24 protein-coding genes are annotated in these 23,044 nt (G+C 71.6%); 16 read left to right on the top strand and 8 right to left on the bottom strand.

Going from position 1 to position 23,044, the window contains the following annotated elements:
- Positions 1-66: 66 nt before the first annotated feature.
- The 3 genes from BLU02_RS08540 to BLU02_RS08530 all read left to right on the top strand — a co-directional run bounded on the left by BLU02_RS08540 (position 67) and on the right by BLU02_RS08530 (position 4,128).
- Positions 67-1,452 (top strand): glycine--tRNA ligase, encoded by a 1,386-nt coding sequence (locus BLU02_RS08540; protein ID WP_060921520.1) that lies wholly within the window; start codon positions 67-69, stop codon positions 1,450-1,452.
- Positions 1,453-1,498: 46 nt separating this feature from the next.
- The gene (locus BLU02_RS08535) at positions 1,499-2,170 is read left to right on the top strand and encodes a hypothetical protein (protein ID WP_060921521.1); all 672 of its coding nucleotides are present in this window, start codon (positions 1,499-1,501) and stop codon (positions 2,168-2,170) included.
- 278 nt (positions 2,171-2,448) lie between these two features.
- Complete coding sequence (locus BLU02_RS08530) at positions 2,449-4,128, top strand: ABC-F family ATP-binding cassette domain-containing protein (RefSeq protein WP_060921522.1); 1,680 nt, start codon at positions 2,449-2,451, stop codon at positions 4,126-4,128.
- A gap of 136 nt (positions 4,129-4,264) precedes the next feature.
- Here BLU02_RS08530 and BLU02_RS08525 read toward each other — a convergent pair whose 3' ends face one another.
- The 4 genes from BLU02_RS08525 to BLU02_RS08510 form a co-directional block, all read right to left on the bottom strand.
- Positions 4,265-4,522 carry a hypothetical protein gene (locus tag BLU02_RS08525; protein WP_082749976.1) on the bottom strand — a complete coding sequence of 86 codons (258 nt, stop codon included), beginning with the start codon at positions 4,520-4,522 and terminating at the stop codon, positions 4,265-4,267.
- On the bottom strand, positions 4,522-5,112 hold the full coding sequence (locus tag BLU02_RS08520; protein WP_060921523.1) for an HhH-GPD-type base excision DNA repair protein: 591 nt from the start codon (positions 5,110-5,112) through the stop codon (positions 4,522-4,524). The genes BLU02_RS08525 and BLU02_RS08520 overlap by 1 nt, the downstream gene beginning before the upstream one ends.
- An 18-nt stretch (positions 5,113-5,130) precedes the next feature.
- Complete coding sequence (locus BLU02_RS08515) at positions 5,131-5,883, bottom strand: class I SAM-dependent methyltransferase (RefSeq protein WP_060921524.1); 753 nt, start codon at positions 5,881-5,883, stop codon at positions 5,131-5,133.
- Positions 5,884-6,059: 176 nt separating this feature from the next.
- Positions 6,060-7,376 (bottom strand): glutamyl-tRNA reductase, encoded by a 1,317-nt coding sequence (locus BLU02_RS08510; protein WP_060921525.1) that lies wholly within the window; start codon positions 7,374-7,376, stop codon positions 6,060-6,062.
- 72 nt (positions 7,377-7,448) lie between these two features.
- On the opposite strand from BLU02_RS08510, the gene hemE reads away from it, so the two are divergent.
- Entirely contained in the window at positions 7,449-8,471 is a 1,023-nt protein-coding gene (gene hemE / locus BLU02_RS08505) for a uroporphyrinogen decarboxylase (protein WP_060921526.1), read from the top strand.
- Between the two features lie 51 nt (positions 8,472-8,522).
- On the opposite strand, the gene BLU02_RS08500 is transcribed toward hemE, so the two are convergent.
- Positions 8,523-9,416 carry an NAD(P)H-binding protein gene (locus BLU02_RS08500; RefSeq protein WP_060921527.1) on the bottom strand — a complete coding sequence of 298 codons (894 nt, stop codon included), beginning with the start codon at positions 9,414-9,416 and terminating at the stop codon, positions 8,523-8,525.
- 66 nt (positions 9,417-9,482) lie between these two features.
- Here BLU02_RS08500 and BLU02_RS08495 point away from each other — a divergent pair, with 66 nt between their 5' ends.
- The 11 genes from BLU02_RS08495 to BLU02_RS08445 all read left to right on the top strand — a co-directional run bounded on the left by BLU02_RS08495 (position 9,483) and on the right by BLU02_RS08445 (position 18,342).
- Positions 9,483-9,794 carry a metalloregulator ArsR/SmtB family transcription factor gene (locus tag BLU02_RS08495; RefSeq protein ID WP_060921528.1) on the top strand — a complete coding sequence of 104 codons (312 nt, stop codon included), beginning with the start codon at positions 9,483-9,485 and terminating at the stop codon, positions 9,792-9,794.
- 92 nt (positions 9,795-9,886) lie between these two features.
- Positions 9,887-11,395, top strand: coding sequence for a protoporphyrinogen/coproporphyrinogen oxidase (locus BLU02_RS08490; protein ID WP_060921529.1), 1,509 nt, complete (start codon positions 9,887-9,889; stop codon positions 11,393-11,395).
- Between the two features lie 169 nt (positions 11,396-11,564).
- The gene (locus BLU02_RS08485; protein ID WP_060921530.1) at positions 11,565-11,978 is read left to right on the top strand and encodes a hypothetical protein; all 414 of its coding nucleotides are present in this window, start codon (positions 11,565-11,567) and stop codon (positions 11,976-11,978) included.
- A 1-nt stretch (position 11,979) separates the two neighbouring features.
- Positions 11,980-12,387, top strand: coding sequence for a phage holin family protein (locus BLU02_RS08480; protein ID WP_060921531.1), 408 nt, complete (start codon positions 11,980-11,982; stop codon positions 12,385-12,387).
- Positions 12,374-12,646, top strand: a complete 273-nt coding sequence (locus tag BLU02_RS08475) for a hypothetical protein (RefSeq protein ID WP_060921532.1) — start codon at positions 12,374-12,376, stop codon at positions 12,644-12,646. Before BLU02_RS08480 ends, BLU02_RS08475 begins: the two co-directional genes overlap by 14 nt.
- Positions 12,647-12,725: 79 nt before the next feature.
- Positions 12,726-13,403, top strand: a complete 678-nt coding sequence (hemQ, locus tag BLU02_RS08470) for a hydrogen peroxide-dependent heme synthase (RefSeq protein ID WP_174521419.1) — start codon at positions 12,726-12,728, stop codon at positions 13,401-13,403.
- Positions 13,404-13,408: 5 nt separating this feature from the next.
- Entirely contained in the window at positions 13,409-14,410 is a 1,002-nt protein-coding gene (gene hemC / locus BLU02_RS08465) for a hydroxymethylbilane synthase (RefSeq protein ID WP_060921534.1), read from the top strand.
- Positions 14,407-15,204 carry a uroporphyrinogen-III synthase gene (locus BLU02_RS08460; RefSeq protein WP_060921535.1) on the top strand — a complete coding sequence of 266 codons (798 nt, stop codon included), beginning with the start codon at positions 14,407-14,409 and terminating at the stop codon, positions 15,202-15,204. Before hemC ends, BLU02_RS08460 begins: the two co-directional genes overlap by 4 nt.
- Positions 15,201-16,178: a porphobilinogen synthase gene (gene hemB / locus BLU02_RS08455; RefSeq protein ID WP_060921536.1), complete on the top strand. Its 978-nt coding sequence runs from the start codon at positions 15,201-15,203 to the stop codon at positions 16,176-16,178. Before BLU02_RS08460 ends, hemB begins: the two co-directional genes overlap by 4 nt.
- Positions 16,179-16,268: 90 nt before the next feature.
- Positions 16,269-17,591 (top strand): glutamate-1-semialdehyde 2,1-aminomutase, encoded by a 1,323-nt coding sequence (gene hemL, locus BLU02_RS08450; protein WP_060921537.1) that lies wholly within the window; start codon positions 16,269-16,271, stop codon positions 17,589-17,591.
- 301 nt (positions 17,592-17,892) lie between these two features.
- On the top strand, positions 17,893-18,342 hold the full coding sequence (locus BLU02_RS08445; RefSeq protein WP_025104866.1) for a hypothetical protein: 450 nt from the start codon (positions 17,893-17,895) through the stop codon (positions 18,340-18,342).
- 57 nt (positions 18,343-18,399) lie between these two features.
- On the opposite strand, the gene BLU02_RS17670 is transcribed toward BLU02_RS08445, so the two are convergent.
- Positions 18,400-20,367, bottom strand: coding sequence for an ATP-binding cassette domain-containing protein (locus BLU02_RS17670; protein WP_176573021.1), 1,968 nt, complete (start codon positions 20,365-20,367; stop codon positions 18,400-18,402).
- Positions 20,368-20,477: 110 nt separating this feature from the next.
- Here BLU02_RS17670 and BLU02_RS08435 point away from each other — a divergent pair, with 110 nt between their 5' ends.
- Positions 20,478-21,539 (top strand): enoyl-CoA hydratase/isomerase family protein, encoded by a 1,062-nt coding sequence (locus tag BLU02_RS08435; RefSeq protein ID WP_231919665.1) that lies wholly within the window; start codon positions 20,478-20,480, stop codon positions 21,537-21,539.
- 8 nt (positions 21,540-21,547) lie between these two features.
- Here BLU02_RS08435 and BLU02_RS08430 read toward each other — a convergent pair whose 3' ends face one another.
- Entirely contained in the window at positions 21,548-21,943 is a 396-nt protein-coding gene (locus BLU02_RS08430) for a GntR family transcriptional regulator (RefSeq protein WP_060921539.1), read from the bottom strand.
- The gene (locus tag BLU02_RS08425) at positions 21,940-22,962 is read right to left on the bottom strand and encodes a hypothetical protein (protein ID WP_083370941.1); all 1,023 of its coding nucleotides are present in this window, start codon (positions 22,960-22,962) and stop codon (positions 21,940-21,942) included. The genes BLU02_RS08430 and BLU02_RS08425 overlap by 4 nt, the downstream gene beginning before the upstream one ends.
- Between the last annotated feature and the right edge of the window lie 82 nt (positions 22,963-23,044).

Here is a 23,044-nt window from a genome sequence, read left to right as displayed (position 1 = left end):
GGCCCCGGATAGAATGGGGGTGCCCGTGCTCACGGGCATTCTCCGCATCCGACCATTGGAGCCACCGTGGCCGAACAGTCCCGCCTCGACAAGGTCATCGCCCTCGCCCGCCACCGCGGTTTCGTCTTCCAGGCGGGTGAGATCTACGGCGGTTCCCGGTCGGCCTGGGACTACGGACCCCTCGGCACCGAGCTGAAGGAGAACATCCGGCGGCAGTGGTGGCAGACCTTCGTGCGCGGCCGCGGCGACATGGTCGGCCTCGACTCCAGCATCATCCTGCCGAAGCGCGTGTGGGAGGCCTCGGGTCACGTCGCGACCTTCACCGACCCGCTCGTCGAGTGCCTGCAGTGCCACAAGCGCTTCCGTGCCGACAACCTCATCGAGGACTTCGAGGCGCGCAAGGGCCGCAAGGCCGAGAACGGTCTCGCCGACATCCCCTGCCCGAACTGCGGCACCAAGGGGCAGTACACCGAGCCGAAGGCCTTCTCCGGTCTGGTGAAGACGTACCTCGGCGTCGTCGATGACGAGTCCGGCCTCTACTATCTGCGCCCCGAGACCGCGCAGGGCATCTTCGTGAACTTCTCGAACGTGCTCACCGCGAGCCGCAAGAAGCCGCCGTTCGGCATCGGCCAGGTCGGCAAGGCGTTCCGGAACGAGATCACCCCCGGCAACTTCATCTTCCGCACCCGCGAGTTCGAGCAGATGGAGATCGAGTTTTTCACGCCGCCCGCCGAGGCGCCGCAGTGGTTCGACCACTGGGTCGAGGCGTGCTGGAACTGGTTCATCGACCTCGGCATCGACCCGGAGAACATGCGCCAGTTCGACGTGCCGGAGGAGGACCGCGCGCACTACTCGGCCGGCACCATCGACGTCGAATACCGCTTCGGCTTCGCAGGCAAGGAGTGGGGCGAGCTCATGGGCGTCGCCAACCGCACCGACTACGACCTCTCCAGCCACAGCGAGGCCTCCGGCCAGAGCCTGACCTACTTCGACCAGGCCACGGGCGAGCGCTATACGCCGTACGTGATCGAGCCGTCCTTCGGCCTGACCCGCGCGATGATGGCCTTCCTCGTCGACGCGTACGTCGAGGAGCAGGTGCCCAACGCCAAGGGCGGCACCGACACCCGCACCGTGCTCAAGCTCGACCCGCGCCTGGCTCCGGTCAAGGCGGCGGTGCTCCCGCTGTCGCGCAACGAGAACCTGTCGCCGCTCGCCCGCGAGGTCGCCGACACGCTCCGCGGCTCGTGGGCCGTCGACTTCGACGACGCCGGTGCGATCGGCCGCCGCTACCGCCGCCAGGACGAGATCGGCACGCCGTTCTGCGTCACGGTCGACTTCGACTCGCTCGACGACCGTGCCGTGACCGTGCGCGACCGCGACACGATGGCGCAGGAGCGCGTCCCGATCGACGAGCTGCACGCCTACCTGACGGAGCGCCTCCGCGGCGCCTGACGTGACAGTACCGGGGGGAGCCGGCGCACGGCGAGAAGCCTCGCCCGTGCGTCCGGTCGCGGCCATCGTGCTCGGGGCGCTCGCCGTGTCATGGATGATCCTCACGGTGCTCGACCTGCGGGAGAACGACGGCGCCGGGCCCATCATCGCGATGTTCGGCATTCCGGCGCTCGCGGCGGCGGTCATCATCCAGATCGTGATGACGCGGCTGGGGGACCGGAAACGCGTGCCGAAGGCCGTGTTCTGGTGGGTTCTCGCGGTGCTGCCGCTGGGCACCCTGGCGGGCTTCGTCGTCGCGATCCTCCGCGACCCCGACTACTTCATCGCCGACGAAGGCCCCTGGATGCTCCTCTGGGTGCCGGTCTTCATCGTCGTGGGGCTGCTGCTCGGGGCCCTCGTCTGGTTCTTCTTCGTGTTCCCCCTCGTCTCGATCGTGACCGTGATCCGCTTGATCGCGCGCGGGGAGGCGAAGCCCGGCGCCCTCATCATGCCGATCGTGCTGCTGAGCCTGGGCGTGCTGAGCATCGTGGGTGGACTCTCGATCGACACCGACAGCAGCGGTCGCGCGTCGTGGGGCTCCATCATCGCCGCGTTCCTCGGCCTCCCCGGGAACTACGAGGTGATCTGGGAGCCCGGCCTCTGGATCGTCCGCGGCATCGTCCTCGCGATCATCCTCCTCTTCGCCCTCCCCCGCCTCTCCTCCCGCCCCCGCCATTGACGCTGAGACCCCGGGTCCTCGCCGAGACCCCGGGTTGCATGCGGGCACGCGTCGGGGTCTCGGCGAGAAAACGGGGTCTGGCGGGCGCTGAGCGACCCTGCTATGGTCGCTCCTCGTGGGTACTCTGATTCGCTAGATCGGGACGCCGCGTCGAGAGATCCTCTCCGCGGTGGGTCCTGAGCGAACGCGCCCGACTCCGGGTGCGGTCGAGGTTCCTGTTCCCCGCGTCATCGACGCAGATCCCGGCGGTGCGCGTGCGCCGCTGGAGAGGACCCCTCATGTTCCCTGTACTCTCGACCCCTTCCGAGTCCTCGGCCCGCGCTCATCGCGAGTGCGCGCTGCAGGCCGCCTCCGTCCGGTTCGCCGACCGACTCGTCCTGGACCGGATCGACCTCGTCGTCGCCCCCACCGACCGCCTCGCCGTCATCGGCGACAACGGCGCGGGGAAGTCGACGCTGCTCGATCTGCTCGCAGGTTCTCTCGCGCCGACGTCCGGGGATGTGCGGATCGACCTTCCCGGTGGGATCGCGCACGTCCGGCAGAATCCGGTGTTCGCGGAGGGAGCGACGGTGGCCGACGCCATCGACGAGCTCCTCGGCGACCTCCGCGCGCTGGAGCGCGAACTCGGCCATGCCTACGACCTCCTCGCCGCCGCGACCCCTTCCGAGCGTGCGCAGCAGATGACCGCCGTGGCCCTGTTGCAGGACCGTCTCGAGTCCCGCGGCGGATACGGGGTCGACCATCGCATCGACACCGCCCTCGAACAGCTCGGAGTGGGCGGGCTGGATCGCGGGCGACCGGTGGCCGCGCTGTCGGGCGGAGAGCGGGCGCGGCTCGCTCTCGCGGTCGCCCTCTCTTCCGGAGCCGAGCTGCTGCTCCTCGACGAGCCCACGAACGACCTCGACGACCGCGCGCTGGCCTGGCTCGAGGAGCGTCTCGCGGCGCACCGGGGAGCGCTGGTGGTCGTGACGCACGATCGTGACTTCCTGGACCGTTTCGCGAAGGCTGTCGCGCAGGTGGAGGACGGACGGATCCGGCGCTACGGCGATGGCTACGCCGGCTTCCTGCGGGCGCGCGAGGCGGAACGCCGGGCGGCGGCTGCGCGCCACGAGGAGTGGAAGGCCGACGTCGCCCGCACCGAGGCCCTGCTCGCCGCCAACGCGTTCCGGCTGCAGTCGATCCCGCGCAAGCTCGAACTCGACGGCTTCGGTCATGGCGCGTTCCGGGCGCGGAGCCGCGACCACGGTGCCGTCGGACGCATCCGCATGGCGAAGGAGAGGTTGTCGCGGCTGCGGGAGAACCCGTGCCCGGCGCCGCCCGAGCCGCTGCGGTTCGTGGTCGCGGCAGAGGATCGGGCACCGCTCGACGACCCGCTCCTGACCCTCGATGCCGTCTCCCTCCGCGCACCGGGACGACGGCTCGACGTGTCGCGGTGGACGATCGAGGCCGGTTCGCGGTGGCTCATGACCGGGCCGAACGGAGCCGGGAAGACGACACTCCTCCGCCTCCTCGCCGGCGAGCTCCTCCCCGCATCCGGGACGCTCGTCCGCGGGGACGGGCTGCGGATCGCGTTCCTCCGGCAGGAGGTCGACGCGCGCCTGCGGGGTTCCGCCGTCGAGGTGTTCGCGGCTCGGACCGGGACGCCGCCGGTGGACGCACAGGGCGCTCTCCTGGCTCATGGACTCTTCCGCGGGTCGGAGGTGAAGCGCGACGTGCGGGCTCTTTCCGTCGGGCAGCGTCGGCGGCTGGATCTCGCGGTCGCCCTGGCGTCGCCGTTCGATCTGCTGCTGCTCGATGAGCCGACGAACCACCTCGATCCCGAGCTCGTGGAGCAGCTCGAGGGCGCCCTTGTCGACCATCCCGCCGCCGTCGTCACGGTGACGCACGACCGGCGGTGGCGTCGTCACGCGGCGGACGCACGGCGCGTGCAGGTTGAAGAGGGGGTGGCCACCGCCTGAGACCCCGCCTTCCCGCCGAGACCCCGGGCTCCGCACGTCCGCACGCCGGGGTTCGGCGGGAACCCGGGGTCTCGGCGACAGGACGAGAGCTACGACGTGACCGTCAGGTGCATGCGCGCGTCGCCGCGGACTCGACCTAGGCGTCCACCCCGTCGAGGAGGTAGATCGTGGTCGCGGCCTTCCGGGGGGCGAAGCTCAGTATGCCGCTGTCGCCCTCCGTCCCGGTGGGATAGCGGTAGTGACAGGAGCCGAACCCGATGATCGACCCCCAGGTCTGCGGCTCGCGCCCGGTGATGTCCTGCAGGAGAGCGGTCAGCGTCTCCGCATCACGGCGACGCACGGCCGGGGAGGAGCGGGCGATCAGCCCCGCGACGTCGTCCCCGGTCGGCTGCACTACTTCGCCGCCTTCGCCGCGGCCTTCATCGCCTTCTTGTGCTCGCGCACCTTCGTCAGCGACTCCGGCGACACGATGTCGGCGACGCTGCGGTACGACCCGTCCTCGCCATACGGGGCCGAGGCCTCGCGCCACCCTTCGCCGGTGAACCCGTACTGCTTGCCGAGGAGGGCGAGGAAGATCTTCGCCTTCTGCTCACCGAAGCCGGGAAGGGCCTTGAGGCGTTTGAGCACCTCGGCACCGCTCGGCTGGGCCCCTGAGCCTGTCGACGGGCGCGTCCACAGGGCGGCGGCGTCCCCGTCCCAGTCGTCGACGAGCGCCTGGCACAGCGTCTGCACCCGCGTCGCCATGGCGCCCGGGAACCGGTGCACCGCGGGGGTCTGCCGGAAGGCCTCCAGGAACTCCTCGGGTGCCATCCCGGCGATCGCCGCGGCATCGGCGGCTCCCGTCCGCTGCTCGATCTTGAGCGGTCCGGTGAACGCGGTCTCCATGGGGATCTGCTGGTCCAGCAGCATGCCGATCAGCAGAGCCGTCGGGTTCTCGGTCAGCAGGGCGTCGGCGGCGGTGTCTCCGGTGATGTGAAGGGCCATGAGTCCCATCCTCTCTCACTACGGGGTGGCGGATTCGCAGATGCAGAGCTGGGTCGAGGAGCCCGCCCCGAAGAGGCTGCCGTCCCAGCTGCCGAAGCGCTCGACCAGTCGGAGTCCGGCATGCGCAAGGAGTACCGGCAGTTCTTGGGGGAAGATGCTCCGCACCTCGATGGACACCGTCTGGAAGTCGGGCTCGGAATCCGTCGAGAAGTACCAGGTGCCGCGCGTCACCTGTGCGGCGGCATCGTAGGCGTCCGCGACGTCCACGCGGACGTCGCCGCGGTCGGGATCGGCGAATGTCGTGCGCGGGCGCCGGACGCCGTCGGCGTCAGCCAGGAGCCGCACGTCGGGATGGAAGACGTCGAAAGCGAACCGTCCGCCGGGCGCGAGGTGCCGCCGTGCCGCGCGGAAGCACTGCACGATGTCGTCAGCCTCGTGCAGGTGCAGCAGAGCGTTGCCCGCGATGAAGATGAGGTCGAACTCGTCGCCCAGGTCGAAGTCGCGCATGTCGCCGTGCTGCCACTCGACGGACACGCCGCGCTCGTCAGCCTTCTGACGCGCCACATCCAGCATGTCGAGCGACAGGTCGAGGCCGACGCTCGGGTGCCCGTCGGCCGCGATCGGTATCAGCTTCTGACCAGTTCCGCATCCGAGCTCGAGCACACGACCGCCCACGCGGTCGGCTTCGGCTCGGTAGAAATCCACGGCTGCCTCGCTCGTCGGAAACAGGAGGTCGTACAGCCTCGCGTCCGAGTACAGATCCTGTGTCATTCGCACCTCCTCGTGCCCCACGCTCCCACAGCGCGGATCCTCCCGCAGCCCATGGTTCTCGCGGTCCGGTCCATCAGCATGTCGACCTGCAGCACCAGCGGCTCTCGTTCCACAGGCGTCGGGGCGGTGTCTCCGGCGATGTGGAGGACAGCGCCTCCCGTCTCGCTCACACGGGATCAGGCTGTGGCGGCGTCCTCGACGGCGTCCGCGGCAGGGGTGATCCCGTACAGCGTCGACAGCGCGGCGGCGAACTCGTCCGCGCGACCGGCGGCGGCGAGCTCATGAGCCCGCACGGTCGGCGTGTGCAGCAGCACGCCCGAGAGGTGCCGCAGGGCCTGCTCGACCTTGCCGTCCTCGTCGCCACGCGCACGCGCACGATCGATCTCGCGCTCCAGCAGTTCGAAGATGTGCGAGCGGAACGCGACGACCGACGGGGTCACGCTCTGGCGGGCACCGACCACGTGGAAGGTCTCCGCGGCTTCGCGGACGACGCTCCGGGCGGCGTCCGTCGCCTGCAGCTCCTCCAGCGGAGCGTGCAGGCGGATGGTCTCCAGGTCGAGCAGCGCGACGCCCTCCAGCGCGGCCACGGCCGGGTCGACGTTCCGCGGCATGCCGAGGTCGACCACCAGCCGGCTCGGGACCCCGGTGGTGCCGCTGGTCGCGGCGACGGGGCAGCCCGCGGCGGCGAGGCCGACCGGGAGCTGCAGGTGCTCCGGGCCGAGCACGGGCTCGGTCGCGGTGGTGCAGGTGATCAGCAGCGTGGAGTGCGCCGCCGTGCGGGCGTACTCCTCGGACGGCACCGGGCGGATGTCGTGCTTGGCTGCGAAGATCTCCGCGCGACCGGACGGGGAGTAGACGGAGATGTCGACGGCGCCGCGCTCGCGCAGGGTCGCGAGGGTGACCGCCGCGTAGGCGCCCGTGCCGACCAGCAGCACGCGCTCGGCGGACCAGTCGGCGATGCGGCTGTCGGCGAGCTCCAGCGCGAGGCGCACGAGCGAGCGACCGGCGCGGCCCAGGGCGGTGACGTTCTTGACCTTGCGCTGCGCCTGGCTCGCGCGCTGGAACAGCCGCTCGAGTTCGGGGGAGGTGGTGCCGTCCTTCCGGGCGGACTTGAGCGCCCGACGGACCTGGCCGGCGATCTCGCCCTCACCGGAGACGACGGACTCGAGGCCCGAGGCGACGGAGAACAGGTGCTCGGCGACGCGGCGGCCGGAGTGCACGGCATAGGCGCCGTCGAGATCGGCGGCGGAGATGCCGGTCGCGGACTCGACCGCCTCGATCACGGCTTCCACGCCGATGGCGCCGGCCGCTGTCACCGGCTCGTCCATCTCCACGTACGCCTCGAAGCGGTTGCACGTCGCCAGGACCACGGCACCCTGCACGCACGGCGCCATGCCCACGATGGTGGGAGCGACGTCGTCGGGGGTGCGGCTCAGGCGTTCGAGCAGTTCGAAGGAGGCGGTCTTGTGACTCGCCGTCACACACAGCAGCACCCTTCGATTGTACCCGAGCATCCGAAGCCGAGACTCGGCTGCTCCCTATACGCCGGATGGGAGGATGGACGCATGGCACTCTCCGACGCCCCGCTGTTGCGCGCCCTCACCGGCGACCGCCCCGCCACCGCTCCGGTCTGGTTCATGCGCCAGGCCGGCCGCTCCCTGCCCGAGTACCGGGAGCTGCGGGTCGGCACGAGGATGCTCGACGCCTGCCTCACTCCTGACCTCGCCGCCGAGATCACCCTCCAGCCGGTCCGACGGCACGGCGTCGACGCGGCGGTGTTCTTCAGCGACATCGTCATCCCGCTGCGTCTCGCCGGCGTGGAGGTCGAGATCGAGCCCGGCCGCGGCCCCGTCTTCGCGAACCCGGTGCGGACGGTCGCGGACGTCGACCGCATCACGGCGATCGATCCGGAGAGCCTGGACGGCAGCGCGATCGCGGAGGCTGTCGGCATCGTCGTCGCGGAGCTCGGCGACACCCCGGTCATCGGCTTCGCGGGAGCCCCCTTCACGCTCGCCGCGTACCTCGTCGAGGGCGGTCCGTCCAAGGAGCACCTGCGCGCCCGCGGCATGATGCACGCGGAGCCCGAGGCCTGGCACCGTCTCGCGGGCTGGCTGGCGCAGATCTCGCGGCGGTTCCTGGAGACGCAGCGCGATGCGGGCGCCGCGGTCGTGCAGCTCTTCGACAGTTGGGCGGGCTCGCTCAGCCCCGCCGACTACCGCGCCTTCGTGGCGCCGCACTCACGGACCGCTCTGGACGGCATCGGCGTCCCGACCATCCACTTCGGCGTCGGCACCGGTCCCTTCCTCGGCGATATGCGGCTCGACGGCATCGCGGACGGTGTGGGGGTCGACTGGCGCCTGCCCCTCGATGAGGCCGCCGCGATCCTCGGCCCCGACGTCTCGGTGCAGGGCAACATCGATCCCGCGTTCCTCGGCGCGCCGTGGCCGGTGCTCGAGGCGCATGTCCGCGACGTGCTCGAGCGCGGTCGCGCGGCCCGCGGGCACATCCTCAACCTCGGCCACGGCGTGCCCCCGGAGACCGACCCCGATCAGCTCACGCGCATCGTCGAGCTCGTGCACGCCGGCTGACCTCCGTTCGAATCGCCTGCTTTGCGGCATCTGCGGCCCAGATGCAGCAAATCAGGCGATTCGAAGCGCGCGCGCCAGCCGCAGGTCCGACAGGCCGAAGCGCCCGGTGGGCAGTGCCGCGCGGATGCTGTCCTCGTCGAACGGCCGTGAGGGGCGGATGTCCTCCGGCGGCTCCGGCGCCCACGGGGCCGGCTCGCTCACACCCTCCGCGAGCATCCGCGCCTGCGCCTTCGCCACTAGGGGCACGACCATGGTCCACTCCGTGAGCTGCGCGAGCACCCGTACGACCCAGGTCGGCACCGGGAGGAAGGCGGGGCGGCGTCCGGCGACACGGGCGATCCGGCGGATGGCCTCTCCGAGCGTCATCTCGTCCGCGCCCATCACCGCAACCGTCGGCTCCGGGATCCGCCCCTCCAGCGCGGCCACCAGCACGTCCGCGGCGTCCTCGACCGGGACCGGGCGGGCGGTGCGTTCGCGGTAGCCGACCGTCCAGAAGAAGGGGAGGGTGCGGACGGCGCGGGTCACGTGGTCGACCATGTGATCGCCGGGGCCGTATATCATCCCGGACTTCAGGATCGTGTGCGGCAGCCCGGAGCCGCGGACGATCTCCTCGGCCTCCCACTTCGACTCGTGGTAGCCGGAGCCGCAGTCGGGACGGGCGCGGAGGAAGCTCACCATGACGAGGCGTCGGACACCGGCGCGGCGGGCGGCTTCGACGACGGCAGCCGTCCCCTCCACGTGCACGCGGCGGAAGGTCTGGTCGCCGATCTCCCGGTTGATCCCGGCGCAGTGGGCCACCGCGTCGCATCCGGCGAAGGCCGCGGTCAGCGCGTCGACGTCCGTGACGTCCGTTCCGGAGCGTCGGGAGATCACCACGGGCTCCTCCAGGCGATCGGCGAGGGCGCGGCCGACGAATCCACTGCCTCCGGTGATGGCGACCTTCATGGTGTTCTCCTTCGCTAATTAGCTACCTGGCGAAACTGTATCTAGCGAAGGTGCTATATTGCAAGCATGGCCGACAGCGCATCCGACATCTTCGCGGCGCTCGCCCATCCCACCCGGCGGCAGATCCTGCAGGACCTCAAGGAGGGGGAGCTCGCCGCGGGGGAGATCGCGTCCCGGTTCTCCGCGAGCGGACCGACCATCTCCCGGCACCTGAGCGTGCTCCGGCAGGCGGGCCTCGTCAGCGAGCGTCGCGACGCCAACCGCATCTTCTACTCGCTCGTCGGCGAGCGCCTCGCCCTCTCCGTCGGCGACTTCCTCTCCACCGTCTGCCCCGAGCAGATCGTGCTCCGCGAGGTCCGCAAGCGCGGTCGGGCCTGACCTCCGTTCGAATCGCGCACCTGGCGGCATCGGCGGCGATTATCCGGCCAATCGGGCGATTCGAAGCACAGGGGCGGTGAAAGGATGGAGGCATGAGCCCCGAGCACCCCGCACCCGCCGAACCGGCCGACCTTGCCGCCCGCGCCGCACGGAAGCACGTCGTCGTGGTGGGCGGTGGCGTCGGCGGACTGGTGGCCGCCCGCGAGTGCGCGAAGGTCGGCATGCGGGTGACGCTGCTCGAGGGGTCCGAGGCCCTGGGCGGCGTGATCCGTCGGGTCGCCCTGGACGGGGTCGTCGTCGACGCCGGGGCGGAGAGCTACGCGACGAAGGGCGGCCATGTCCGGGCACTCGTGGACGACCTCGGCCTCTCCGACCGCGTCGTGACGCCGCAGGCGGGAGGGGCGTGGCTCGCCGGACTCCCCGGCGGTGGCGCGGCTCCGCTCCCGGCCGGCGGCATCCTCGGCATCCCCGGCAACCCGTTCCAGGACGACGTCCGCCGCATCATCGGCTGGTCCGGCGCCTGGCGGGCCTATCTCGACCGGGTGCGCCCGCCGCTCACGATCGGGCACCAGCTCAGCCTCGGTCGCCTCGTCGCCTCGCGCATGGGGGAGAAGGTGCGTGACCGCCTCGTCGCGCCTGTCACCACGGGGGTCTACTCCGCCTCCCCGGACGACGTGGACATCGATGTCGCCGCCCCCGGACTCAACGCCGCCCTGACCCGCGTCGGATCCCTGTCCGGTGCGGTGCTGGCCCTCCGCGGAGAGGGTGCGTCGCGCGGCGCGAAGACTCCGGGTGCCGCCGTGGAGGGCCTCGTCGGCGGCATGAGCGAGCTCGTCGACGCCCTCGCAGCCGACCTCGACGAACTCGGTGCGACCGTCCGCACTCGCGTCCGAGCCCGTCGTCTCACCACCGACGGCACCACCTGGCGCATCGTGGTCGAGGAGCCCGACGCAGACGAGCCGATCGAGGGGGAGGAGGCGACCCAGGAGGCGGAACTCGTCGCCGACGCGGTGATCGTCGCGACCTCCGAGCACACGGCGCGGGAACTGCTCGCGGGCGTCGTGCCTGCCCTCGCGGCCGCCGACGCCGCGCTCGCCCCCGAGATCGAGATCATCAGTCTGCTGCTCGATGCGCCCGCGCTGCGCACCCCGCCCCGCGGCACCGGCGTGCTCACCGTCCCGCACAGCCACACGGCGAAGGCGCTCACGCACTCCACGGCGAAGTGGTCGTGGGTGCGGGAGGCCGCGGGCGACCGTGAGGTGGTCCGCGTCTCCTTCGGTGCGCAGGGGGAACCGGCGGCCACCGCGGCGCTGGATGACGAGGCCGCGATCGACCTCGCCCGTCGGGAGGCCTCGGCGCTCCTGGGTGTCCCGCTGTCGCCCGACCAGGTCGTGGCGGGTCATCGTGGGCGCTTCGTGCAGGCACAGCCCGCGTCGATCATCGGCTCGGGGGAGCGGCGTGCCGCGGCGCGTCAGGCCGTGCAGGCCGTGCCAGGGCTGGCCGCTGTGGGTGCCTGGCTCGCGGGCACGGGGCTCGCGCAGGTCGTGCCGGATGCTGTGGAGGAGGCGGACCGCCTGCGCCGCGCTCTCCTCTGGGACTGAGCGTCCGCCGAGCACGCGCGAGTGCGCTCGGCGGCTCCGTGTCAACCCTCTGATCGATTGATGCCGAAATCGGCATACGGCGTTACGCTGGGTACCTGATCGCGGTGGAGACGCGGGCGATCGGCGTCCCCCGGGACGGACCACAGCCGGAACAACGTGAGGAGACCCCATGAAGGGGAAGATCGGACTCGTCGTCGGACTCGGCGTCGGCTATGTGCTCGGCACCCGCGCAGGACGCGAGCGCTACGAGCAGATCAAGACGCAGTGGCTGAAGGTCTGGAACACCGACCCCGTGCAGGAGCGCGTCGACAAGGTCAAGGGCTTCGTCGGCGACAAGGCCGCCGCGGTTCCGGGCGCCGTCTGGACCGGCGCCGTGAAGATCGTCAAGTCGGTCACCGGGGACGGCACGCCCGGGCAGAAGCTCGATGCCGTCATCGCCTCCGGCAAGGACGCGGCCGAGGAGATCTCGGACGCCGCGGAGGACGCGGTCGACGAGGTCAAGGAGCGCGCCGCCGAGGCCCAGAAACCCGCTGCCTCGAAGCCGGCCGCGAAGAAGCCCGCCCCGCGGAAGTCCGACGACTGACATGCCCCGCGGATATCGGGATCGCGCCGACGACAGTCTGCTGACGCTGCTCGGCGACCTGCCGGAGCTCGTCACCAATCTCGTCAAGGCCGAGATCGACGCGGCCAAGGCGTGGGTGTCGCGCACCGCGAAGGACGCGGGGGTCGGCTCCGTCTGGTTCCTCGTCGCGCTGTTCTTCCTGTTCTGGGCCGTGCCCGTCATCCTCGTGTTCGCGATCGCGGGACTGGCGTCATGGTGGCCGGTGTGGCTGTCCGCTCTGGCGGTGTTCGGCATCCTCATCATCGCCGTGCTGCTGTTCGCACTGCTCGGCATCCTGAAGTTCCGCAAGGTGCTCCGTCGCCAGAACCCGGCACAGGCCGTGGCCGAAGACATCCGAATCGTGAAGGAGGCCGGCGATGAGCACCCCTGAGTCGCTGCCGCGCACCGCGGTCCCCGCGGGAATCGTCGATCCCGTCGCCTCCGCGCGCGCCGAGCTGAAGGCGGCCCTCGCCGCCATCGAGGTCAAGGGGAACATCCCGCGGCGCGTCGAGAAGGCGTCGGCGCGGGCCGCCGTCAAGGCGCGTGTGTTCGCCGACCGCAACCCGGTTGCCGCGATTGCCGCGACGGTCGGGATCGCCGCCGCCGTCGGCGGGGCCGTGTGGGCCATCGCCCGCGCCATCGCGCGCTGAGCGACCCCCGCACCGCCCTCGGGCGGGGGCAGTATTCCCCTGATTAGCGGCGCCTCCGCAAAGGGGGCAGACTGGGATCATGTCCGACCTGCGCGAAGAGAACCCGTCCGGTTACACCCTCTGGGCCGTCTGGCGACGCAACCCCGACGCCCCCGTGACCGAGAACGATGCGACCGAGCTCGAGTCGATCGTCTCGCACATCGAGGACTCCGGCGTCACCGTCCGCGGCTTCTACGACGTCTCCGGGCTCAAGGCCGACGCCGACCTCATGGTGTGGCTGCACGGCGCTACCGCCGAGGAGCTGCAGAAGGCTCTCCGCCGCCTGCGCCGCACCGAGATGCTGCGCTCGCTCCTCCCGGTGTGGAACGTCATGGGCGTTCACCGTGACGCGGAGTTCAACCGCGCGCACGTCCCCGGCTTCCTGCGCGGCATCGAGCCCAAGGACTGGCTCTGCCTCTACCCGTTCGTCCGCACGCCGGAGTGGTACCTCGCCCCGGAGAGCGAGCGTCGTGCGATGCTCGCCGATCATGGGCGCAAGGGTGCGGCATTCACCGGCGTCATCGCCAACACCGTGGCCTCCTTCGCCCTCGGTGACTACGAGTGGCTGCTGCCGCTCGAGGCCGACGAGCTGACCGATCTCGTCGACATGATGCGCGATCTCCGCTACACCGACGCCCGCATGTTCGTGAAGGAGGAGGTGCCGTTCTACACCGGGCGCCGCCTGCGCTTCGACGAGATCGCGGACGTGCTGCAGTAAGCGCCATGAGCACCCCCATCCGTCTCGGCACCCGTCGCAGCGCGCTCGCGCAGGCGCAGTCCGGTCATGTCGCCGCCGCACTGGAGAAGGTCACCGGTCGTCGCGTCGAACTCGTCCCGATCACCAGCGAGGGCGACACCAACCGCGCCTCGCTGTCGGAGATCGGCGGCCTCGGCATCTTCGCCACCCGTCTCCGCGAAGCCCTCCTCGCCGGCGAGTGCGACTTCCTCGTGCACTCGCTGAAGGACCTCCCGACCGCGGTTCCGGAGTCGCTCGTCATCGCCGCGACGCCCCGGCGGGAAGACGCCCGCGACGTCGTGCTCACCCGCCACGGCATTCCCCTGCACGAGCTCCCGGCGGGGAGCGCCGTGGGTACCGGGTCGCCGCGACGCATCGCCCAGGTCCACCGTCGTGCGCCCCGCGCCCACGTCGTCGACATCCGCGGCAACGTCGACTCCCGTCTCGCGCGCGTCGCCTCCGGAGAGCTGGATGCCGTGATCCTCGCCGCCGCGGGCCTCTCGCGCCTCGGCACGGACTCGCCGTTGCATCGCGAGGAGCTCGGCCTCGCGGAATGGCCGACCGCTCCCGGCCAGGGGTCCCTGGCCGTCGAGACACGGGCGGACGCGCCGGAGGAGCTGCGCACGGCACTGTCGGCGCTGGATCATCGGGAGACCCGGCTCGCCATCACCGTCGAGCGCGCCATGCTGGAGGGACTGGACGCCGGTTGTCAAGCCCCCATGGCGGCGCACGCCGTCGTCCAGGACTCCGAGATCCGCGTCAGGACGGTCGTCTACGCCCCGGACGGCGGTCGGCGGATCGGTCTGGACGTCACGGAAGCCCTGAACGGGGAGTATATTCATCGGAACGGCAGTGGCAATGGTGCGGATGCTGCCGATGGTGCAGACCCGATGCACGCAGCGCGTGAGCTCGGGCTCGCTGTTGCCCGTCGGCTGCTCGATCAAGGGGCGGCCGACCTCGTCCCTCAAGAGCAATCCGAATTGTCATGACCACTTCTGAAAGCAAGCAGGACCGACCGCTGGACGGCTGGCGCATCCTCGTGCCCCGTGGCGGCCCCTGGGGCGACAGCGTCGCCGCGAGCCTCCGCGCTCTCGGCGCCGTCCCCGTCGTCGCCCCGCTCATCAACTTCGCTCCGACCACGGATCAGGCGACCCTCGACCGCGCGCTGGAGCAGCTCGCGGCCGGCGAGTTCGACTGGCTGACCGTCACGAGCGCGACCACGGTGGATGTGCTGTTCGCCCACCGTGCCGTCGTGCCGAAGACCACGAAGATCGCGGCCGTGGGGGAGACGACGGCCGCGGCGCTGCAGGCCGTGGGCTACGAGGTGGCCCTGGTCCCCGAACAGGACAACTCCGCGCAGGGCATGGCGCAGCAGCTCATCGCTCTGGAGCACGAGCCCCGCCGCATCCTGGCGCTGCGCAGCGAGATCGCCAAGCCCGTCCTGAGCATCCTGCTGTCCGACGCAGGACACGACGTGCACGGCGTCGTCGCCTATCGCACGGTCGGCGTTCCGGTGACGGAGCGCATCCGCCGCGACGTCGAGAACGGCCGGATCAACGCGATCCTCATCACCAGCGGTTCGGTGGCCGAGCAGGTGCGGGAGCAGTTCCCCGAGATCCCGGACGAGACGCTGCTCGCGGCGATCGGCCCGCGCACGGCCAAGGACGCCGAGCGCGCCGGCCTGCCCGTCTCGGTGGTCGCCGATCGGCAGACCATCGATGCGCTGATCGATGCCGTGTCGCAGTTCACCCTTCCGCACGCGGCAGACGAGTTCGCGCCGTGAGCTTCCCCGACATCCGTCTGCGCCGACTGCGTCAGTCGCGCGCCGTCCGCGACCTCGTGCGTGAGACCTCTCTCGAGCCGCGTCAGCTCGTGCTCCCGCTCTTCGTCCGCGAGGGGATCAGCGAGCCGGTCGCCATCGGGTCGATGCCCGGCATCGCCCAGCACTCGATCGACTCGCTGCGTTCCGCGGCCGTCGAGGCCGCCGAGGCCGGAGTGGGCGGCGTCATGCTGTTCGGCGTTCCCGCGGTCCGTGACGCGCGAGGCTCCGGTGCGGACGACCCGCAGGGCATCCTGAACGTCGCCACCGAGGCGCTGGCGGCCGAGGTCGGCGACGCGCTCGTCGTGCAGACCGACCTCTGCCTCGACGAGTTCACCGATCACGGTCACTGCGGCGTCCTCGCCGCAGACGGTTCGGTGGACAACGACGCGACCCTGGAGCGGTACGCCTCGATGGCCCTCGCCCAGGCACGTGCGGGATCGCAGCTGCTGGGGCTGTCCGGGATGATGGACGGCCAGGTCGCCGTGATCCGTCAGGCGCTCGACGCCGAGGGCTTCACCGACACCCTCATCCTGGCGTACGCCGCGAAGTACGCGAGCGCGTTCTACGGCCCGTTCCGCGAGGCCGTGGACTCGCAGCTCCAGGGCGACCGCCGCACGTATCAGCTCGACCCCGGCAACCGTCGCGAGGGCGTGCGGGAGGCGCTGGTCGACGAGGACGAGGGCGCGGACATCGTCATGGTGAAGCCGGCGATGGCCTTCCTCGACGTGCTCCGCGAGGTCCGCGACGCCGTGACCGTCCCGGTCTGGGCGTACCAGGTGTCGGGCGAGTACGCGATGATCGAGGCCGCCGCCGCGAACGGCTGGATCGATCGGCGCGCCGCGGTCCTCGAGTCGCTGCTGTCGATCCGCCGGGCGGGCGCCGACGCGGTGCTGACGTACTGGGCCACCGAAGCGGCCCGCTGGCTGCGCGGCTGAGCCTTCGTCGGCCGCGGCCTCGGAAGGGCAGGGGGCGGGTTAGCCTGGAAGGGATGCCGGGAGAGCGCCGTGCATCACGGAGGAGCCTCGATGACCGACCGCAATGACGACCTTTTCTCTGCCGCCCGTGCGGTGATCCCCGGCGGGGTGAACTCTCCGGTGCGGGCCTACGGGTCGGTCGGCGGGACGCCGCGGTTCCTCGCCTCGGCGCGCGGTGCCACCGTGACCGACGCCGCGGGTCGCGAGTACGTCGACCTCGTCGCGTCCTGGGGTCCCGCACTGCTCGGACACGCGCAGCCCGAGGTCGTCGCCGCCGTCCAAGAGGCCGCCACCCGCGGGCTCTCCTTCGGCGCGCCGACCGAAGGGGAGGTCGAGCTCGCCGCGCTCATCGCCGACCGCGTGCGCTTCGGCGAGATCCGTCCCGTGGAGCGCGTCCGTCTCGTCTCGACCGGCACCGAGGCCACCATGACCGCGATCCGCCTCGCCCGCGGCGCGACCGGCCGTGATCTGCTCGTGAAGTTCGCGGGTCACTATCACGGCCACTCCGACGGCCTGCTCGCCGAGGCGGGCTCCGGGGTCGCCACGCTCGCGCTGCCCGGTTCGGCCGGCGTGCCCGCGCCGATCGCCGCGCAGACGCTCGTGATCCGCTACAACGACCCCGAGGCGCTCGCCGCCGTCTTCGCCGAGCACGGTCCCCGCATCGCGGCCGTCATCGTGGAGGCCTCGGCCGCGAACATGGGCGTCGTCCCTCCGCTGCCGGGCTTCAACCGCCTCATCGCGGAGACCGCGCACGCCCATGGCGCTCTGATGATCCTCGACGAGGTCCTCACCGGCTTCCGGGTGCACCCCGCGGGTTTCTGGGGGCTCCAGGCGCAGGCGGGGGAGGACTACCTCCCCGACATCCTGACTTTCGGCAAGGTCGTCGGCGGCGGTATGCCGCTCGCGGCGCTCGGTGGTCGTGCCGAGGTCATGGATCTCCTCGCGCCGCTCGGCCCCGTCTACCAGGCGGGCACGCTCTCGGGGAACCCGCTGTCGGTGGCCGCGGGCCTGGCCACGCTCCGCCTCGCGACGCCGCAGGTCTACGCGACGGTCGATGCCGCGGCGGCCCGGGTCTCCTCGGCCCTCGACCGCGCGCTCGCCGACGCCGGGGTGACCCACTCTCTGGCGTCCGCCGGGAACCTCTTCAGCGCATCGTTCCGCGCCTCGGCCCCGCGCGACTATGCCGAGGCGCAGGCGCAGGAGTCGTTCCGGTACGCGGCGTTCTTCCACGCGATGCGCGAGCACGGCGTCGCGCTGCCGCCGAGCGTCTTCGAGGCCTGGTTCCTCACCGCCGCGCACGGCGAGGACGAGCTCCAGCGGATCGAGGAAGCCCTGCCGCACGCCGCTCAGGCGGCCGCCACCGCGCGCCCCTGACCGCCGCCGCCGCTGCCTTTCTCCCGCGAGGACCGGCGTCCGCGCGGGAACAGGCACCGCTGGACCCTGTTGCCTGATGCCGCGCGGATGCCTGCGGAGGGAGCGGTGGTCGCGAGGTCGTCCGCATCAGGCCTTCGCGCGGAGTCAGGCTTACGCCCGCGGCAGCGCCTGTTCCTGCGCGGGAGCCTGTTCTCGCGAAGGAGTTGTGCGCGCGGAGCGTGGGGGATTCCGACAAGGGATCGTTGCGTTCCTGTGAGCAACTTCCAGCCAACCGGGAGGACGGCGCTGGCAGACTGGGGGCATGGTGACGTTGTTGCTGGACCAGACGCAACTCGAGGTCGTGCTCTCGCCCATCGAACGTGCCGCCACCTTCCACCGCGAGAACGTCCGCATCGTGCGCGACACGATCACCAAGGTCCAGCTGACGGATGACGCCTGGACCTGGCTCCGCGGAGTCCCCAACCCGGGTACGCACATCCCGGGCGTCCTAGCAGCCGGGAGCTGGAAAGCGGCAGGCAGCCTCGACTTCGTGCTGATCCGCCGCCGACGCCCCAGCGTGGTCGTCGATCTCGAAGGCGACCCGCAGTACAACCGCCTGATCCTGACCACACGGCACGGCCTCGCGCTGACGCAGGCGCTGCGCCTCCCGGTCTCCGAGGAGCCCACGACGGTCGAGGAGATCGTCGCCACGGCTCCGACCCCGGTGTCGAAGGGCAGCCGGCGCCCGGTCATCCGACCACGTCCGGCCTGATCCCGGATGCAGAACGCCCTCCCGGTGGACCGGGAGGGCGTTCTGCTGTGCGGGGGCTCAGTCGCGGTGTTCGTCGTCGTGGTGCTCGTCCCCACGGTCGTCCGCGGGGGTGTGCTGTTCCGCCGTGGTCTCCGTGTCGTCTGCAGACTCGTCGCTCCCGATCTCGTCCTGCGGAGCCCCCTCGGCGGACGACGTCTCCTCCGCCGGAGCGAGCGGGTAGTCGCGCGGTTCGTCCTCGTAGTAGGCACGCGCGGCGGCGGCCAGCATCGAGCTCACGGCGGCCGATCGCGGGTCGTCGTCGGACGCAGGAGAGGCGTCCTCGCCCTGCGCTGCGGCCTCGGCGGTGTCCTCGGACGGCGCGGTCTCGTCGTCCGCCGACGAGGCGTCCAGGCCGGTGAAGAACTCCACCCCCGCGGGCTCCTCGTCACCGGAGGCGCTGTCGGGCGCGTCGGTGCTCGGGCTGTCGGCCGGTGCATCGGCAGCGGAGCCGACGGCCTCGGCGGGGGTATCGTCGGTCGTCGACGGCGACTCGGACTCGGTCTCGGACTCGGTCTCGCCGGGTGCGTCCGTCGCCGCCGGCTGCGCGGACGACTCGGCCTCCGCGTCCGCAGACGCCGTTGCGAACAGGGCGGCGAAGGACCGCCGCGGGGACTCGGCGGCGGGCGCGGGCGCACCGAAGAGGATGTCGTCGAACGACGGCGCGTCCTCGGCCTCCGTGTCCGCGCCCTCTTCGGCGTGTTCCGCCTCTGCAGGCTGCGTGTCTTCGGCCGCGTCGATCACCGGCAGGATCCGGGTGGTGTCGGCGTCCGCGGCGACGACGGGAAGAGCGCGGGTCGCATCCTCGTCCGCCGCGACCTCCACCTCCGCCTGCTCCGTCGGGGCGGCGTCGGCGGCGATCGTCCCGGAGGTCACGGGGCCCGTGGCCTGAGTCGTCAGGTCGTCGGCGAGGGCGGCGGTGCCGCCGGCTGCGAGAGCCGCAGCGGCGGTGCCCGCGGCGGCCTCATCCGTCGACACGGCGTCCGTCGGAGCTTCCTCCGCAGGCGCCTCGGCGTCGGTCGCGGACTCGGCCTCCACCTCGGCATCGGCCTCCGTCGGAGACTCCGTCTGATCGAGCGCCGGGGCGGTGTCGAAGCGCCCGCCCCGCATGAGGTCGATGAACACATCCTCCAACGTCGGACCGCGCTGCACGAGGGTGCTGAGAGCGATACCGGCGTCCGCCGCAACGGCGCCCACCCGGCTCGCGTCCGTCCCCCGCACGGTCAGACCGGAGCGGAGCACCTCGATGTCGAATCCCGCGGCGACCAGGGCGGTCGTGAGGCCGGGGCGATCGACGGAATCGACCACCACCGAACCGCCGGCCGGGTCGGCCAGTGTCTCGATGCCGCTGGACAGCACGAGGCGTCCCTTGGAGAGCACGAGCACGTGGTCGGCGACCTGCTCGATCTCGCTGAGCACATGGGAGGAGACCAGGACCGTGCGGCCTTCGTCGGCGAGACGACGCATCAGCAGGCGCATCCAGCGGATGCCCTCCGGGTCGAGACCGTTCGCCGGCTCGTCGAAGACGAGCGCTCCCGGGTCGCCGAGGAGTGCGTGGGCCACGCTGAGGCGCTGACGCATGCCGAGCGAGAATCCGCCGATGCGCGTGTCCGCTTCGCCCTCCAGGCCGACGAGGGAGATGACCTCGTCGACGCGCGCCAGGCGGATGCCGTTGGCCTTCGCGGCGATCGTGAGCTGACGGCTGGCCGTGCGGCGTGGACGGTAAGCCGTCTCCTCCAGCACCGCGCCGATGGTGCGCAGCGGCTGGCGCAGCTCGGCGTACGCGACGCCGCCGATCGTGGCGGTGCCGGACGTGGCGCGCACCTGGCCGAGCAGGATGCGCAGGGTCGTCGTCTTGCCCGCACCGTTGGGGCCGAGGAAAGCAGTGACCGCGCCGGGCTCGACCCGTGCGGAGAAGTCCGAGACGGCCGTCACCTCGTTGAAGCGCTTCGTCACATTCGTGAATTCGAGCACCTGTCCTTCGGGCATCCGGGACCTCTCGTTGCGATGAACAGTTCCTCCTATCCTGCCGGAAAACCGCCCCGGAACCCGCATTTCGTGCGGAATCCGGCCGCATGCGACGGGGTAGCCTGGCACCCGTGACCGATACCCCCGCCGCGCCCCGTGTCCTCATCCGCACCGAAGGAGCGCTCGGGCGGCTCACGCTCAACCGCCCTGAGGCGATCAATGCGCTCGACGAGGACATGATCGCGATCATCACGGAGGCGCTCGTCGCCTGGCGCGAGGACTCCGACGTGCAGATCGTCCTCATCGACGGCGAAGGCGAGCGTGGGATGTGCGCAGGTGGCGACGTGCGCCGCCTGCACCGACAGATCACCTCGGGTCATCCGGAGCAGTCCGCGGAGTTCTTCCGAGCCGAGTACGCGATGAACGCCATGATCGCGGAGTATCCGAAGCCCGTCGTCGCGCTCGCCGACGGCATCACGATGGGGGGTGGCATCGGTCTGGCGGGGCACGCCGCGATCCGTGTGGTCACCGAACGCTCGAAGCTCGCCATGCCGGAGACCCGGATCGGTTTCACGCCCGATGTCGGCGGAACGTGGCTGCTGGGGCGGGCGCCGGGGCGCCTCGGCGAGTACCTCGGTCTCACGGGGACGACGATGAACGGTGCCGATGCCGTGTACGCGGGCTTCGCGGATCATTTCGTCCCCTCCGACCGCCTCGACGCGCTGCGCGAGGCTCTGGCCTACCGCGCCGACCCGACGAGCCCCAGCGAGATCGTCCTGCTCTTCGACGAGACGCCGGAGCCGTCGTCGCTCCCCGCTGCGCGGGAGTGGATCGACGAGGCGTTCGCCGCCCCGACCGTGCCCGAGATCCTGGCGCGGCTCCGCGGGCTCGGCACCGACGAGGCGGCGGCCGTCGCCGACCTGCTCGACGGGCTGGCCCCGACCGGTCTCGTCGTCACTCTCGACGCCGTGCGGGAGGCTCGGGAGATGTCCGGGCTCCGCGCCGCGCTCGAGGGCGAGTACCGCCGGGTGCTCTGGTTCGTGAACGAGCACCCCGATCTCGTGGAGGGCATCCGCGCGCAGCTCGTGGACAAGGACCGCAACCCGCGGTGGCAGCCCGCCACCCTTGCCGAGCTCGGACCCGACGCCGGGGCGGCCGCCCGCGACTACGTCCCGCAGCCGGCGCTGTTCTGACGCGCGCCTCAGCTCTCTTCGGGGACGACGGCGGCGCGGCGGCGCGAATCCCAGGTCGCCCGGATCACGTCGGTGACATCGCCGGGTCCGAGGCCGGCCTCCTGCGCGGTGTCGACCAGCTCGCGGATCCTCCGGATCACCGCCGCCGGCAGCACGGCGGCGGAGTCTGCGACGCGCGTGCCCGCCGCGGTGCGTGAGACGACCAGGCCGTCGGCTTCGAGCATCTTGTAGGCGCGCGCAGCCGTCCCCGGAGCGACGCCGAGGTCGCCGGCCGTCTGCCGGACCGAGGGCAGCCGTTCGCCGGCGCCGAGTTGGCCGGAGACGATGAGCCCGCGGAACTGCCGATAGATGTCCCGGGCCGGAAGCGTATCGTCGGCGGCGGACAGCGGAGAGCGCGGCGTCATCGCGCGCCCTCCGGCTGCCGCGTCGCCGCCGTCGCGGAACCCCTCGACCTGCGGGCGCCGTCCGGCAGCAGGGCCGGTGCCGCGAGCACCAGGAGTGCTACGGCCACGACCTCCAGCACCGGGGCCGCCGCACCGGCCGCGCGGGCGATGTCCGCATACCGCCAGACGATCTCGAACGTGCCCTCGCCCTCGATCGTCAGGGGGCCGATCCGCCCCGCGCTCCCGATGAACCGCCAGGCGGCGGCCAGCGTGAGCAGGATGCCTCCGGTCGCGACCTGGGCGACCCCCGCGGCGATCCGGCGACGTTCGCGGTGTTCGGCGGGAACGGTCTCGGGGCGGAGGAACGGACGCGTGGCGTTCGTCGACAGCGCCCAGACGACGGACGCGGCGACCAGCGCGCAGCACAGCAGCACGGCGACGCCGTACGCCCATCCGTAGAACCACAGCCGCACCGGGTCGACGTCGGTGTTCGGCGCGGGGATCTCCAGGAACACGAAGGGCCCGCCGTCGATGTTCGAGGAGGCGCAGCCGGCCGCGATCGTCGTGAGGATGAGCCCGAGCAGCGCGATACCCGCCGCCACGGTGCCGCCGCGGGGGCTGAACGAGAGCCAGGTCCGCCGGGTCCCGGTGGCCACCGGCTGCGTCGCGTGGCGCGCACCCCGCACGCTGATCGCGAGCGCCAGCGCGGCGATGACGGCGGCGGTGGCGAACACGGGGGCGGCGTAGCGCCACCAGGACACCTCGCCGTTCAGCGGCAGCACGTACCGGGCGAGCACCTCCACCGTCACCCCCGTCCCGAGGACCACCAGGGCGCCGCCGGCGAGGAGCCGTCGCTCGGGCGAGTAGCGTGCGCCGACGGCGACCGCTTCATCGCGCGTCAGCCGGGTCGCCGTCGCCGCACGCGCGCGCCACCAGGGCGTGAGGCCCAGCAGCGCGGCGATGACGAGGCCGACGACGAACGAGACGGCCGGTGACGAGAGGGCGGCGCCGACGATGTCCGGCGGGGTGGGGTTCGGCATGGCGGACTCCGTTCTTTGTGCCATATGTCTATCACAAGTTGCGTCATTCAAGCGATACATATGATGGTTCGCTCTGAGCGAA

Source organism: Microbacterium paraoxydans (genome assembly GCF_900105335.1).
In the GTDB taxonomy this organism is placed as follows: domain Bacteria; phylum Actinomycetota; class Actinomycetes; order Actinomycetales; family Microbacteriaceae; genus Microbacterium; species Microbacterium paraoxydans.
The sequence above is the reverse complement of the archived record's forward strand: the minus strand, read 5'-3'. Positions and strand labels throughout refer to the sequence as shown.

Coding starts and splice junctions, on each gene's coding strand:
- BLU02_RS08530 (WP_060921522.1), top strand. CDS start 2,449: ATGTTCCCTGTACTCTCGACCCCTTCCGAGTCCTCGGCCCGCGCTCAT.
- BLU02_RS08520 (WP_060921523.1), bottom strand. CDS start 5,112: ATGGCCCTTCACATCACCGGAGACACCGCCGCCGACGCCCTGCTGACC.
- BLU02_RS08515 (WP_060921524.1), bottom strand. CDS start 5,883: ATGACACAGGATCTGTACTCGGACGCGAGGCTGTACGACCTCCTGTTT.
- hemE (WP_060921526.1), top strand. CDS start 7,449: ATGGCACTCTCCGACGCCCCGCTGTTGCGCGCCCTCACCGGCGACCGC.
- BLU02_RS08500 (WP_060921527.1), bottom strand. CDS start 9,416: ATGAAGGTCGCCATCACCGGAGGCAGTGGATTCGTCGGCCGCGCCCTC.
- BLU02_RS08495 (WP_060921528.1), top strand. CDS start 9,483: ATGGCCGACAGCGCATCCGACATCTTCGCGGCGCTCGCCCATCCCACC.
- BLU02_RS08490 (WP_060921529.1), top strand. CDS start 9,887: ATGAGCCCCGAGCACCCCGCACCCGCCGAACCGGCCGACCTTGCCGCC.
- BLU02_RS08485 (WP_060921530.1), top strand. CDS start 11,565: ATGAAGGGGAAGATCGGACTCGTCGTCGGACTCGGCGTCGGCTATGTG.
- BLU02_RS08480 (WP_060921531.1), top strand. CDS start 11,980: ATGCCCCGCGGATATCGGGATCGCGCCGACGACAGTCTGCTGACGCTG.
- BLU02_RS08475 (WP_060921532.1), top strand. CDS start 12,374: ATGAGCACCCCTGAGTCGCTGCCGCGCACCGCGGTCCCCGCGGGAATC.
- hemQ (WP_174521419.1), top strand. CDS start 12,726: ATGTCCGACCTGCGCGAAGAGAACCCGTCCGGTTACACCCTCTGGGCC.
- hemC (WP_060921534.1), top strand. CDS start 13,409: ATGAGCACCCCCATCCGTCTCGGCACCCGTCGCAGCGCGCTCGCGCAG.
- BLU02_RS08460 (WP_060921535.1), top strand. CDS start 14,407: ATGACCACTTCTGAAAGCAAGCAGGACCGACCGCTGGACGGCTGGCGC.
- hemL (WP_060921537.1), top strand. CDS start 16,269: ATGACCGACCGCAATGACGACCTTTTCTCTGCCGCCCGTGCGGTGATC.
- BLU02_RS08445 (WP_025104866.1), top strand. CDS start 17,893: ATGGTGACGTTGTTGCTGGACCAGACGCAACTCGAGGTCGTGCTCTCG.
- BLU02_RS17670 (WP_176573021.1), bottom strand. CDS start 20,367: ATGCCCGAAGGACAGGTGCTCGAATTCACGAATGTGACGAAGCGCTTC.
- BLU02_RS08430 (WP_060921539.1), bottom strand. CDS start 21,943: ATGACGCCGCGCTCTCCGCTGTCCGCCGCCGACGATACGCTTCCGGCC.
- BLU02_RS08425 (WP_083370941.1), bottom strand. CDS start 22,962: ATGCCGAACCCCACCCCGCCGGACATCGTCGGCGCCGCCCTCTCGTCA.